Below are 13,087 nucleotides of genomic sequence, written 5' to 3'. Positions count from 1 at the left end.
GTTTCGTTACTTCCAGCCCTTGAGGATCTTGCGGAACTCGACGCCGGCCGCCTTGGCCGCGTCCTCCGGGCTCGACGCCCCGGTGATCGCCTTGGTGTATTCGACCTTCAGCGGCTCGAAGAGGGAGCCGTTCTCCGGGATCCAGGCGCGCTCGACGGCCTTGTCCACGGCCGGCTTGAAGAACTGGACCATCTCGTTGCCCTTGACGTCCGGCAGCTCGTAGGCGGCGGTCCGGGTCGGGAGCAGGCTGAGCTCCTTGGTCGACTGCACCTGGACCTCCTGCGAGGTCATGTACTCGACGAAGGCGTGCGCGGCGGCGGTGTTCTTGGAGCCGGCGTAGACGCCGAGGTCGTGGCCGCCCTGCGGGGCACCGGCCTTGGCGGAGCCGGCCGGGACGGCGGCGATGCCGAGGTTGGCCTTGTCCTTGAACTGGTCGCCGGCGTAGGTGTCGGCGACGGCCCACGGGCCGTTGATCATCATGGCGGCCTCGCCGGACTTGAAGGCCGTCTGCATGTTGGCGTAGCCGTCGGTGGCGTTGGTGATCGCCGCGCCGGAGCTGACCAGGTCGCGGGCGGTCTTGAAGGCCTTGACGCCCGCCTCGTTGTCGACGGTGACCGTCTTGTTCTTCGCGTCGACGAGGTCGCCGCCCTCGCCGTAGATCAGCGGGAGGAACCAGTAGGAGTCGTCGCCGCGCAGGTAGAGAGCGGCCTTGCCGGTCTTCGCCTTGATGGCCTCGGCGGCGGTCTTCAGCTCCGCCAGCGTCTTGGGGGGCTGGACGCCGGCGTCGGCGAGCATCTTCTTGTTGTAGAAGAGGCCGAGGCTGTCGATGACCTGCGGGACGGCGTAGGTCTTGCCCTCGAACTTGCCGCTGGCCGCAGCCTGCGGGAGGAACTCGGCGTCGACCTTCTTCGCCGTCTCGGCCGGAACCTCGTCGAGGTAGCCGAGGGAGGCGAAGTCCGCGACCCAGCCGACGTCGGCACGGATGACGTCAGGCGCGTCGGAGCCGCTGCTGAAGGCGTTCTTGACCTTGTTCTGCGCGTCGCCGTACGGGACGTTGACGTACTTGACGGTCACCTTCGGGTGCTTCGCGGTGAACGCCTCGGCGATCTTCTGGAAGCTGGCCTTCTCGGCGTCGTTCGAGGTGTCCCACCACGTGACCGTGCCGGAAAGCTCGCCGCCTGCCTTGGTGCCGTCGGCCGCGTCCTTGTCGTCCCCACCGCAAGCCGTCGCCGCGAGCGCCAGGGTCGCGACCAGCGCGGTGGCCGCTATGCCACGCCGCATATGAACTCCTTCGATGATCCCGGCCGCGCCCTCGCGGTCCCGAGTTGCCAGGAACGTAACAAGACTGAAAGAGGACCGAAAGACCTTGCGCAAACTTTCTGCAAGCGGAGGCGATCGTTACATCCGTGTGTCCGTACGGTTGCCGCAGCTTGCTGTTAGTTCGAGTCACCTTCGACTGCTTGGGCCCGCAACCAGGGGGCATGTACCCGCGTTGACCCCGATATGACCCACGACTCGACGGCCGTCCAGCTTGCAAGCTCTTCCAGCAACGCGACCGCGAGCGGTGGCTGGTGGCGCGATGCCGTCATCTATCAGGTGTACGTACGCTCCTTCGCCGACAGCGACGGAGACGGCATCGGCGACCTCCGCGGGGTCCGCTCCCGACTCCCCCACCTCGCCCGCCTCGGGGTCGACGCCGTGTGGCTCACCCCCTTCTACGTCTCCCCCCAGGCGGACGGCGGCTACGACGTCGCCGACTACCGGGCCGTCGACCCCCTCTTCGGGGACCTCTCCGACGCCGACGAGCTGGTCCGGGCCGCGCACGCGCTGGGGCTGCGGGTCATCGTGGACGTGGTGCCGAACCACACCTCCGAGCAGCACCCGTGGTTCCGCGCCGCCCTCGCCGGGGATCCGGGGGCCCGCGAGCGCTACCACTTCCGTCCCGGGCGGGGGCCGGACGGCGCCGAGCCCCCGAACGACTGGGAGTCGATCTTCGGCGGCCCCGCCTGGACCCGGGTCCCGGACGGCGACTGGTACCTGCACCTCTTCGCCCCCGAGCAGCCGGACCTCGACTGGGACCACCCCGAGGTCGCCGCGGAATTCGCCTCCGTGCTGCGCTTCTGGCTCGACCTCGGCATCGACGGCTTCCGCATCGACGTCGCCCACGGGATGGTCAAGGCCCCGGGCCTGCCGGACATCGGCCGCGGCGCCCAGGCCACCCTCATCGGCACCGAGCCGCTCCCCTTCTTCGACCAGGACGGGGTCCACGAGATCCACCGCTCCTGGCGCCGCCTCCTCGACTCCTACGCGGGCGGGCGCATCGGGGTCGCCGAGGCCTGGGCGCCCACCTCGGAGCGGCTCGCCCTGTACGTGCGCCCCGACGAACTGCACCAGGCCTTCAACTTCCGCTTCCTCAACTGCCCGTGGGACCCCGCCGCGATGCGCACCGTCATCGACGAGTCCCTGGCCGCCACCACCGCCGTCGGCGCCCCGACCACCTGGGTGCTGTCCAACCACGACGTCGTACGCCATGTGACGCGCTACGGCGGCGGGGCCCGCGGCCTGGCCCGGGCCCGGGCCGCCGCCCTGCTGATGCTGGCCCTGCCCGGGTCGGCGTACCTCTACCAGGGCGAGGAGCTCGGCCTCCCGGAGGTGGCGGACCTCCCGGACCAGGTCCGCCAGGACCCGGCCTTCCGCCGCGGGCGCCGTCAGCTGTGGGACACGGACGGCCCGGCGGGGTCGGAGGGGCCGGAGGGGAAGGCCGGCGGGGCCGCGTCCCCTGCCCCCGCCGCACGCGGACCGCAGGTCAGCGCACCTGCCGGGCCGGGGCCCCGGCCCGAGGGCGCGTCCGGGGCCGCCCCCGGTCCCGCGACCACGTCGGAGCCGGAGGGACAGGACGGGCTGCGCGACGGGTGCCGGGTGCCGCTCCCCTGGTCCGGCGCGGAGCCCCCGTACGGCTTCGGGCCGGCCGGCAGCTGGCTCCCGCAGCCCGCCGGCTGGGGCGGCCTCAGCGTCGCCGCGCAGACCGGCGACCCGCACTCCACGCTGGAGCTCTACCGCGCCGCCCTGGAACTGCGCCGGGCGATGCCGGGGCTGGGCGCACCGGAGGCGGGGACCGGGGCGGGGGCGGGGACCGGGGCGGGTGCCGATGCCTCGGTCGAAGCCCCGTACGGCCCGTACGGCCCGTACGCATGCGGAATGCGCTGGCAGTCCGCCCCCGAGGGCGTGCTCCTCTTCACCCGCCCCGGTTTCGCCTGCACCCTCAACAGCCGCCCCGGCCCGGTCGAACTTCCCGCGCCCGGGCGTCCCGTACTCTCCAGCGCCCCGGTGGAGACGGACGGCCGCACCGTCCGGCTTCCCCCGGATTCGTGCACGTGGTGGTCATGGTGAACGTCCGACCGGTACAGTCCAATCCCGTGACCGCACGGCTAGCCGACATCGCAGCCCAGGCGGGGGTCAGCGAAGCCACAGTCAGCCGCGTGCTCAACGGCAAGCCCGGTGTGGCCGCAGGCACCCGCGAATCCGTGCTGGCCGCCCTCGACGTACTCGGCTACGAGCGGCCCGTGAAGCTGCGCCAGCGCAGTGCGGGGCTCGTCGGTCTGATAACTCCTGAACTGGACAACCCGATCTTCCCGGCGCTCGCCCAGGTCATCGGCCAGGCCCTGACCCGGCAGGGGTACACGCCGGTGCTGGCCACGCAGACGCCCGGCGGGTCCACCGAGGACGAGCTGACCGAGATGCTGGTCGACCGCGGCGTCTCCGGGATCATCTTCGTCTCCGGCCTGCACGCCGACACCACGGCCGACATGGGCCGCTACGACCAACTCCGCGGGCAGGGCGTCCCGTACGTCCTGATCAACGGCTTCTCCGAGAAGGTGCAGGCCCCCTTCGTCTCCCCCGACGACCGGGCCGCGATGCAGCTCGCCGTCACCCACCTCGCCGCGCTCGGGCACACCCGCATCGGGCTCGCGGTCGGACCGAAGCGCTTCGTGCCGGTCCTCCGCAAGATCGAGGGCTTCCGGCTCGGGATGAAGGAGCGGCTCGGACTCGGCGAGGCCGAGATCGAGGAGCTGATCCAGCACTCCCTCTACTCGCTGGAGGGCGGACAGGCCGCCGCGGCCGCGCTGATCTCGCGCGGCTGCACGGCGGTGGTGTGCGCGAGCGACATGATGGCGCTCGGCGCGATCCGGGCGGCCCGGCAGCAGGGGCTGAAGGTGCCGCAGGACGTGTCGGTGGTCGGCTTCGACGACTCCCCGCTCATAGCGTTCACCGACCCGCCGCTGACGACCATCCGCCAGCCCGTGCAGGCGATGGGGCAGGCGGCGGTCCGGACCCTGCTGGAGGAGATCGGCGGCACGCCGGCCCCGCACAGCGAGTTCGTCTTCCTGCCCGAACTGGTGGTGCGCGGCTCCACGGCCTCGGGCCCGGGCCAGCGCCGCCGGGACTAGGACGTACCCGCCTTCTACGTCCACGTGCGCGGTCCCGGCGGCCTCCCGCCGATCGAGGACCTGCTCCGCGACCTCGAAGGACAGCTCCCCGACGGCGTCCCCATCGTGGTCGACGCCACCCGCGGGCAGCAGATCGTCGCGGGGAAGGCGGGAGAGGTGGGAGACTGACGCGGCCATGTCGTCCCCAGGTCTGAGCGGCTGCGCCGAAGACCGTCCCGAGGGATGATCGGAGGCGGGAACGCATCTGGCAGACTCTGCCCATGGGTGAATCGAGCGTGAAGACACTGGAAACCCGGACGGACGTCTCATCACCCACCGTGGTCGAGACCGAGACCCGCCCGGGGTCCGAGCGCACCCTGCTCTCCCGGTTGCGTGTCCCGCGCCGGCCTCGGATCTGGTTCGAGGTCCTGCTCATCGCGATCAGCTACTGGACGTACTCGCTGATCCGCAACGCGGTGCCCGAGCAGAAGGCGGCGGCCCTCGCCAACGCCGACTGGATCTGGAGCGTCGAGCGGACCCTCGGCATCGCCGTCGAGCAGTCGGTCAACCACACGGTCAACTCCGTGACGTGGCTGATCGTGGGCATGAACTACTACTACGCCACGCTCCACTTCGTCGTGACGATCGGCGTGCTGGTCTGGATCTACCGCTTTCATCCGGGGCGGTACGCCGCCACGCGTCTGGTCCTCTTCGCCACCACGGGCGTCGCCCTGGTCGGCTACTACTGCTACCCGCTCGCGCCGCCCCGGCTGATGAACGGGCAGAACTTCGTCGACACCGTGCTGGTCCACCACACCTGGGGCTCCATGGCCTCCGGCAACCTCAAGCAGATGTCGAACCAGTACGCCGCGATGCCGTCGATGCACATAGGGTGGTCGCTCTGGTGCGGCCTGACGATCTTCGCGGTCGCCTCGGCCCCCTGGGCCCGGATCCTGGGCCTGCTCTACCCGACGGCGACCCTCGTCGTCATCGTGGCCACCGCCAACCACTTCTGGCTCGACGCCGTGGGCGGCATGCTCTGCCTGGCCTTCGGCTACACGGTCTCGCGGTCCTGGTACGGCTCCTTCGCCCACCACCTGCCCCGCCACCCCGAGCACACGGGTCCGCACCCGGCCACGGAACTGCTGAACCGGGTCCGCACCCGCGCCTGACGCTACTGCTGCCCCAGGGCCATCCACTTCCCGGGCGTGGTGAGGGGCTCGAAGCCGGCCCGGGCGTAGACGGCGTGCGCGTCGGCGGTGGCGAGCAGCACCCGGCGCAGCCCGTACGGCTCCAGGTGCGCGCACACCGCGTCGACGAGGGCCCCGCCGAGCCCCTTGCCGCGGGCGCCGGGATCGACGTAGACGTCGCAGAGCCAGGCGAAGGTGGCCCGGTCGGTGACGACGCGGGCGTACGCGAGCTGGGCCCCGGAGGCCTGGTCGTAGAGGCCGAAGTTCAGGGAGCCCGCGATGGCGTCCTCCTGCTTCTGCCGGCTGCGCCCGAGCGCCCAGTACGCGTCTTCGGACAGCCACCGGTGGACGAGCCCGACGTCCAGTCGGGCGGCGTCGGTGGAGATCTCGTATCCGTCGGGAAGGTCATCGCTCATCCCGACATCCAAGCAGCGCCCGCTCCCCCGGAGAAGTCCGGGGGAGCGGGCGCGGTTGTCCGGTCAGGGGGTCATCGGCTCAGGAGCCCTGGTTCGTCAGGATCGCCGGGTCCGACAGGCCGGCCACGCCGGTCTCGACCTTGCCGGCGAAGCGGCGGCCGAAGTCCGCGAGCTCGGACGCGGTGACCGTCACGTCGTACCAGCGTCGGGTGCTCTTCAGGGAGACGCTGTACATGACGGTGGCGCCCTTGGCGACCGTGAGGCGCTTGGGGCCGCCGCCGTAGGCGTTGGTGACGGTGAGCGTCACGGTCGACGCCCCGGCGTTGGTGAGGGTGAGGTCCAGGTTGCCCGTGGTGGCGTTGTGGCGGGCGGTGACCTCGGGGCCGGGGGTGGTGCCCGGGTTGCGGAAGCCGCGCAGGAAGCCGTTGGGGCCGTGGACGGTCAGGTCGGTGACGCCGGCGGAGTAGCGGGTGTTCCAGGTGTCCGAGATCGACTTGCCGGCCTCGGTGGTGTACGTCCAGGGGGCGTCGGTCCGGTTGCCCGCGGTGATGTAGAACTGCGCGCCCAGGTCCGGGCCGCCGCTGAAGGTCAGCTTGAACTTGCCCTCGCCGGTGAGCGCGGCACCGTCCGCGTACGGGGCGTACTTCAGCGGACGGGTGCGGCACAGGCCCTTCTCCTGGCGCGGCATGCTCCCCACGGCCGGCGGGGTGGCCCGGAAGTCGGGGTGGCGCTCGCGGTCCTGCGGCTCCCACGAACCGGTGTCGGGCAGCGACACCGTGGCCGTGTCCTGGCGGGCGAAGTCGAAGGCCGCGGTCAGGTCACCGCAGACGGCGCGGCGCCAGGGTGAGATGTTGGGCTCGTGCACACCGAAGCGCTTCTCCATGAAGCGGATCACGGAGGTGTGGTCGAAGGTCTCGGAGCAGGAGTAGCCGCCGGTGCTCCACGGCGAGACGACGAGCATCGGGACGCGCGGTCCCAGCCCGTACGGTCCGGCGACGTAGCCGGTCTTGCCGGGGAAGACGTCGAGGGCGGTCGGCGTGGTGGACAGGCCCTGGTTGGCGTCGGCCGGGGCGTACGGCGGGACGACGTGGTCGAAGAAGCCGTCGTTCTCGTCGTAGGTGATGAACAGCGCGGTACGGGCCCACACGTCGGGGTTGGAGGTGAGCGCGTCCAGCACCTGTGCGATGTACCACGCACCGTAGTTGGAGGGCCAGTTGGAGTGCTCGCTGAAGGCCTCGGGGGCGGCGATCCAGGAGACCTGGGGCAGGGTGCCGGCGGCGACGTCGGCGCGCAGCCGGTCGAAGTAGCCCTCGCCGGTCCTGGCGTCGGTGCCGGTGCGGGCCTTGTCGTAGAGCGGGTTTCCGGGCTGGGCGCCCCGGTAGTTGTTGAAGTAGAGGAGTGAGTTGTCGCCGTAGTTGCCGCGGTAGGCGTCGTTGATCCAGCCCCAGGATCCGGCGGCGTCGAGGCCGTCGCCGATGTCCTGGTAGACCTTCCAGGAGATGCCGGCCTGCTCCAGGCGCTCGGGGTAGGTGGTCCAGCCGTAGCCGGCCTCGGCGTTGTTGAGGACCGGGCCGCCGCCGGTGCCGTCGTTGCCGGTGTGGCCCGACCAGAGGTAGTAGCGGTTGGGGTCGGTCGAGCCGATGAAGGAGCAGTGGTAGGCGTCGCAGATGGTGAACGTGTCGGCGAGGGCGTAGTGGAACGGGATGTCGTCGCGCGTCAGGTACGCCATGGTGGCGGGCGTCTTGGCGGGCACCCAGTTGTCGTACTTGCCCTTGTTGAAGGCGCTCTGGCCACCCGCCCAGTCGTGGTTGAGGCCCTGGAGGAACTCCATGCCGAGGTCGTCGGACGGCGGGCGGAAGGGCAGCGTCTCCTTGCCCGCGTTGTCGGCCTGGTGCCAGACGGACTTGCCGCTGGGCAGGGTCACCGGGCGCGGGTCGCCGAAGCCCCGGACACCGCGCAGCGCACCGTAGTAGTGGTCGAAGGAACGGTTCTCCTGCATCAGGACCACGATGTGCTCGACATCGGCGATGGTTCCGGTCGTCCCCTGTGCGGGGATCGCGGCGGCGCGCGCGATGCTCTCGTTGAGCAGGCTCAGGGCGGCGGCGCCGCCGGTGAGCTGCAGGAAACGGCGGCGGTTGAGTTCTGCCATGGCGAGAGACCTCTGCTTTGTCGAGGGTGGTTGAGCGCTCCCAAGAACAGCGCCCCTGGAGTACCGGAGAGGGAGCCCGGTGTGACGGCAGCGGGTACGTCAGACGAACGGCAGTCGGATTCTGCCGGAGTTCGGCGGAGTTCGGCGGAGTTCGGCGGAGTTCGGCGGAGTGTCAGCACGCGCGCTCGTATTCGATCTGGGTGAGGGGCTTCCCGTCGCCGAAGTCGAAGGGGCGGGCGGCGCCGCTCTCGGTGAAGCCGCACTTGCTGTAGAAGCGGCGGGACTGCGGGGTGTCGCGCAGGGTCCACAGGTGTGTCCGAGCGAACCCGCCATCGCGCAGGTGGTCCAGCGTCCCGGTCATCAGCGCGGCCGCGATGCCGCTGCCCCAGCTGTCGGGGTGGCTGTAGAAGGAGAGGATCTCGGACAGACCCGGCCGGGCCGAAGAGGCCCTGAAGGCGGTCAGGGCCAGCGGACGGCCGTCGTGTTCGGCCAGCAGGATCGTGGTGTCCGGCTGACCGACCCTTTCGTGCCACCGCGTTCGTCTGCTCCGGACACCGCGTGCGGCGAACTCCGGATCGAAGAAGGGGGCGTAGGCCGCCTCCCAGGCTGCGGCGTGGATCTCGCCGAGGATGCCCCCGTCGTACGGGCCGGCGCGACGAACGGTGAACATGCCCTCACCGTAACCCCGCCGCGTTCCCGGGCACTTGGGAATGTCAGACCGGGCGCCCGAACCGGAGGAACCGCCTTCGCTCGGAAGCCGGTACGGGTACGAGCTCCTTCGAGGGCATCGGTACGGAGCCGCCCGCGCCCGGAGCGATCCGTTCCAGGGCCTCGGTGAGGGTGCGGACGTAGGCCGCGTCCGCCAGTATCCGTACGCCTTTGAAGGGGTGGCCGAGCCGTTCCTCCTGCGCCAGGATCCGGCCCAGCAGGGGCGCCGCGGCGGCGGCCGGGGCGCCGATCTCCCCGAGGCGGCGGACGGCCTCCTGCACCGGCACGGCCGGATGCCCCGCCCAGGCCGGATCCACCTCCGCCAGCAGCACCGGCACGGCGGGCTCCGGGTCCCCGGTGATCCGCCAGTACGCGTGCGCGGCGGCCACCCGGGTCCACGCGCCGGGCGACTCCATCAGGCCGCGCACGGTGTCCGCGTGGGCTGCGGCCAGGGGGCCGAGATCGGCGAGGAAGGGCAGGCCGTGACCGGCCGCCCCGGACCGTACCGCCGCTCCGCACACGTCGAGGGCGAGGGCCGGATCGCCGGTGACCCGCCAGTGCGCCCAGGCGGCCCGCCGCGGGTGGTGACGGCCGGTGCGCGGGTCACGACCGGTGGCGAAGTCGGTCAGCCGGTTCGCCGTCCCGGCCGCGGCGGGCCCGATCCGGCCGAGGACGCGCAGGGCGTCGTAGGCGTACGGCGTGTCCAGGAACCCCGTCACCTCGGGCACGGCGGGCGCGGCGTCGGGTCCCCAGGCCGAGAGCGCTTCGAGGGTGGCTTCCGCCCGGTAGCGGCCCTTCTGCAGCACGGCCCGCATCGTGGGAACCAGCCCTGCCGCGGGCAGCTCGGCCAGAATGCGGGCCTGCGGACGCTGGGTGGGAAGGCCACCGTGCTCTCCGAGGTTCTGCAGGGCCGGCAACGCCCGCAGGTCACCCATCCCGGCAAGGGCCAGGGCGCGCACCTCCACGCCGTGGCCGACGGCGGTCCCGAGGAGCCCCTGCTGTCGGCGGAGGTCCTCGGCGATCCGGTCGGCATGCCGGGTGACGGCCCGGCCTGCCTGGACCAGCGCGTTGTCGGCGTCGTAGCTCGACGCTTCGGAACAGACCGCTTCGACCACGATGTCCCAGCACGCCGGATCCGGCCGCCGGTACCGGTACACGGCCTCGACGGCAGATTCCACCCGTCTCACGAGGTGACGGCGTGGGCGACGAAGCCGCTCCAGGCGGCCGGGGTGACCGCAAGTCGGGCGTACTCGGGACGCTTGGAGTCCCGCACGAGGACGGCGGCGGGGGTGTGGGCGACCTCGACGCAGTTCGGGCCGTCGTTGGTGCTGTAGGTGCTTTTGACCCATGTCAGTCCGGAGAGGCCAGCGGCCGACGGTTCGATGCTCATGTCTCCCCTAGTACCTTCTCGATGAACGTCAGCGATGCGCGAGGCGTCAGAGCCTGTGCCCGGATCATGCCATAGCGCATGTCCAGGATCTGGACCTCTTTCGGTTCAGTGATCAAGCGGCTGACCAGCTGAACTTCGTTGTGTCCGACGGTCGTTCCGTCCCTGAGTCGCATAACGGTGAGGGACCCTGCGAGCCCAGCATGCTCCTCGACGAGGGTGGGCATCACCTGGATTTCCACGTTGCGCAGCTGGCCGACCTCCAGCAGGTGTTCCAGTTGGCGGCGCATCACCATCTTGCCCCCGATGGGCCGCCGAAGGACAGCCTCGTCCTGGACGACGGTCAGCAAGGGGGCAGGATTCTGCCGGAGGATGTCTTGACGTGCCAGCCTCGCCGCGACCAGACGCTCGGTCTCGTCTTCCGAGTAGACGGGGCGCCGCACTGCATAGAGAGCGCGCGTGTACTCCTCGGTCTGGAGCAGGCCCGGCACCACTCCGTTGTCGTACGACCCGATCTCCACCGCCTGGGATTCCAGCTTGGCGAGATCCCGAACCTTCTTCGGATACCGCGCCCGCTGAATGTCCTCCTTCATGGCGGCGACTTTCCCACCCGCCCCCAGGACCTGGTCCGCCTTGTCCAGAAACTCCGGACGCGGAATGCGGGCGCCGCGCTCGATCTTGTAGATCAGATTGGCTCCGTAACCCATCCGTTCACCGAACTTGGAACGGTCAAGCCCACTCGCCTCTCGCCACATTTTCAACTGGCGTCCCACCGCGGCGATGACCGCCCCGGATTCGTCCTCCGGGTCGAGTTCCCAGCTCGACTCGTCCGTGCCGTCTGTGCTCACTTCCACCTCCGCGGGACCGGGAGGACACGGCGGGACGACTTTGGACAGCCGTCGTACACAGCGCCCTCAACTCTGTTCAGGTTACGCACGAATGGCCACGCTGAGTCACGTGAATCAGGAAACCTGCCTCGTCGCCACGCTCCCGTCCACCCCGCGCGGAGCACGCGCCGCCCGAGCACTCACGGTCACCCAACTCGTGGAACAAAGGCTTCCGTTCGAGGATGCCGCGCAGGTCGTCGCCGAGCTCGCCGCGAACGCCGTGACCCACGGTCGGGTGCCGGGGCGGAACTTCCGGCTCGCGCTGCGGATCACGGACGGGCCTACGCTCCGTATCGAAGTGTCGGACACCAGGCGGGAGTTCGCGCCGTCCGCAGTGCCTGCGTCGCCAGGGGCGGAATCGGGGCGGGGGCTCGTTCTGGTCGCCGCGCTCGCCGCGCGTTGGGGGATCGATCACGGGCCCGCGCCACTGAAAACCGTATGGGCGGAAATGGATTTGGGGAGTCCGATTTCACCGGATCGAGGTTTCCGCGTTCCGGTGGGTCGGCTACCGGTCACGCACGACGCCTAAGGAATAGATAACCGGGGGAAATGACCTCTCCACACCTCCCCCTCCCCTCTCACCCGGTCGGGTGAATCACCCCAACCGGGCTGGCGCATATGACAATTCGCCGGGCACTCTGGCTCCCGACAACCCCATAAAACGCGTACGGCCCTCGTACGGGACTGGCATCCCGAGCGAGGGCCTGACCACAGAGGAAGCAAACCCTTCCCCCCATGGCTGACCAGCAGCTTAGCGCCCTTGCGCGCGTCCCGTCGGGCATCCGGCACATCAACCACGACCACCGTCGCGGCTACGTCAAGATCGGCAACCATCTCGCCCAGCACCGCGAGCTGAGCATGACGGCGATCGGGCTGGCCACGCACATCCAGTCCCTCCCCACCGGCTGCAAGGTGACCATCAAGGCCCTGGCCGAACGGTTCCCGGAGGGCGAGGTCCGGATCGCCGCCGCCCTGCGCGAGCTGGAGGCGCACGGTTACCTGGCCCGATTCCAGGAGCGGCTCCCGTCCGGGCGTGTCGTGACCTGCACGGTCTCGTACAACAACCCGCCCGCCAGGTCGGCGGAAGCCGGCCGCGAGCGCCGCGAGCCGCAGCCGTCCCCGGAGCCGGACCCCGAGCCCGACCCGGAGCCTGCTCCCGAGCCCGCTCCGGATGAGGCCCCGGAAGCCGTTCCGGAGGTCGAGCTCCAGGCACGGGAGCTGCTGGCCCGGCTGCGGCTGCGCGATCCCCGGCTGGTGCTGTCCGAGCGCGACACGGTGCGGCTGGCGCCCGCCGCTGCGCTCTGGCTGGAGCGCGGGCTCGTGCCGGGCGCCGTCACCGCCGCTCTGACGCGTGCGCTGCCACAAACAGTGATCCACTCCCCGGCCGCACTGCTGGCGCACCGCCTGCGGGAACAGGTGCCGCCCCGTCTCCCGGACCGCTGGGCGGCGTACCCCGTACTCCCGGACCGGGAGGTCCATCCCCTCCGCTCGTGCGAAGACTGCGACCGCGCCTTCCGCTCCCCCGCCCCGGGCCGATGTTCCGCCTGCACCCCACCGACGCCCCCTGCCTCGGCTGCCGCCTGATGGAGTCGGCGGCAGCCGGGCATGGCCGGATGGTCGTCAGACGGGCGCGTGCTCCCGTCGGCTCGTCCGCCAGGACGAGGGCCGGCTGCTTCACCATGAGGCGGGCGAGAGCCACCCGCTACTGCTCTCCGCCACGGAGGCTGGAACCCCTCCGGGCCCTCCCGGTCGCGGAGGGCGCCGGGCCTCAACTGGCCAGCGGCCGCCCCCCTGTCGCGCCACGGACGACGTCGACGGAATGACGAGGAGGTCGTCACAGCAGACTGTGACGGCCTCCTCGTCCCGGGTGGGCGGGCCGCGCCACCGCCCGACCGCACCCCGCCCCGCGCGTGGCGGCGGCCT

At 71.0% G+C, this 13,087-nt stretch carries 13 protein-coding genes; 6 read left to right on the top strand and 7 right to left on the bottom strand.

What is annotated here, in order from left to right:
- Positions 1-6: 6 nt before the first annotated feature.
- Complete coding sequence (locus tag ACZ4YL_RS28485) at positions 7-1,281, bottom strand: extracellular solute-binding protein (RefSeq protein WP_468120470.1); 1,275 nt, start codon at positions 1,279-1,281, stop codon at positions 7-9.
- 222 nt (positions 1,282-1,503) lie between these two features.
- On the opposite strand from ACZ4YL_RS28485, the gene ACZ4YL_RS28480 reads away from it, so the two are divergent.
- The 4 genes from ACZ4YL_RS28480 (at position 1,504) to ACZ4YL_RS28465 (ending at position 5,599) form a co-directional block, all read left to right on the top strand.
- Positions 1,504-3,390: a glycoside hydrolase family 13 protein gene (locus tag ACZ4YL_RS28480; RefSeq protein WP_468120468.1), complete on the top strand. Its 1,887-nt coding sequence runs from the start codon at positions 1,504-1,506 to the stop codon at positions 3,388-3,390.
- Between the two features lie 26 nt (positions 3,391-3,416).
- Positions 3,417-4,448, top strand: a complete 1,032-nt coding sequence (locus ACZ4YL_RS28475) for a LacI family DNA-binding transcriptional regulator (RefSeq protein ID WP_314251245.1) — start codon at positions 3,417-3,419, stop codon at positions 4,446-4,448.
- A 24-nt stretch (positions 4,449-4,472) separates the two neighbouring features.
- Positions 4,473-4,616, top strand: a complete 144-nt coding sequence (locus ACZ4YL_RS28470) for a hypothetical protein (RefSeq protein ID WP_468120466.1) — start codon at positions 4,473-4,475, stop codon at positions 4,614-4,616.
- Positions 4,617-4,708: 92 nt separating this feature from the next.
- Positions 4,709-5,599 (top strand): phosphatase PAP2 family protein, encoded by an 891-nt coding sequence (locus ACZ4YL_RS28465; RefSeq protein WP_468120465.1) that lies wholly within the window; start codon positions 4,709-4,711, stop codon positions 5,597-5,599.
- A gap of 2 nt (positions 5,600-5,601) precedes the next feature.
- On the opposite strand, the gene ACZ4YL_RS28460 is transcribed toward ACZ4YL_RS28465, so the two are convergent.
- From ACZ4YL_RS28460 to ACZ4YL_RS28435, 6 genes are all read right to left on the bottom strand, one after another.
- Positions 5,602-6,033 (bottom strand): GNAT family N-acetyltransferase, encoded by a 432-nt coding sequence (locus ACZ4YL_RS28460; protein ID WP_373038898.1) that lies wholly within the window; start codon positions 6,031-6,033, stop codon positions 5,602-5,604.
- 79 nt (positions 6,034-6,112) lie between these two features.
- A complete protein-coding gene (locus ACZ4YL_RS28455; RefSeq protein WP_468120463.1) occupies positions 6,113-8,182 on the bottom strand; it encodes a phosphocholine-specific phospholipase C in 2,070 nt (689 codons plus the stop codon).
- Between the two features lie 172 nt (positions 8,183-8,354).
- Entirely contained in the window at positions 8,355-8,852 is a 498-nt protein-coding gene (locus ACZ4YL_RS28450) for a GNAT family N-acetyltransferase (RefSeq protein ID WP_468120461.1), read from the bottom strand.
- A 43-nt stretch (positions 8,853-8,895) separates the two neighbouring features.
- Positions 8,896-10,068 carry a hypothetical protein gene (locus ACZ4YL_RS28445; protein ID WP_468120459.1) on the bottom strand — a complete coding sequence of 391 codons (1,173 nt, stop codon included), beginning with the start codon at positions 10,066-10,068 and terminating at the stop codon, positions 8,896-8,898.
- Between the two features lie 5 nt (positions 10,069-10,073).
- Positions 10,074-10,280 (bottom strand): DUF397 domain-containing protein, encoded by a 207-nt coding sequence (locus ACZ4YL_RS28440; RefSeq protein WP_376573513.1) that lies wholly within the window; start codon positions 10,278-10,280, stop codon positions 10,074-10,076.
- A complete protein-coding gene (locus ACZ4YL_RS28435; protein ID WP_468120458.1) occupies positions 10,277-11,125 on the bottom strand; it encodes a helix-turn-helix domain-containing protein in 849 nt (282 codons plus the stop codon). Before ACZ4YL_RS28435 ends, ACZ4YL_RS28440 begins: the two co-directional genes overlap by 4 nt.
- A 109-nt stretch (positions 11,126-11,234) precedes the next feature.
- Between ACZ4YL_RS28435 and ACZ4YL_RS28430 the strand changes: the two genes are divergently transcribed.
- Positions 11,235-11,693, top strand: a complete 459-nt coding sequence (locus tag ACZ4YL_RS28430; RefSeq protein WP_468120456.1) for an ATP-binding protein — start codon at positions 11,235-11,237, stop codon at positions 11,691-11,693.
- Positions 11,694-11,899: 206 nt separating this feature from the next.
- Positions 11,900-12,748 (top strand): helix-turn-helix domain-containing protein, encoded by an 849-nt coding sequence (locus ACZ4YL_RS28425; protein ID WP_468120454.1) that lies wholly within the window; start codon positions 11,900-11,902, stop codon positions 12,746-12,748.
- The last annotated feature ends 339 nt before the right edge of the window (positions 12,749-13,087 follow it).

It is taken from the genome of Streptomyces sp. NPDC030021 (assembly GCF_055574035.1).
The sequence above is the reverse complement of the archived record's forward strand: the minus strand, read 5'-3'. Positions and strand labels throughout refer to the sequence as shown.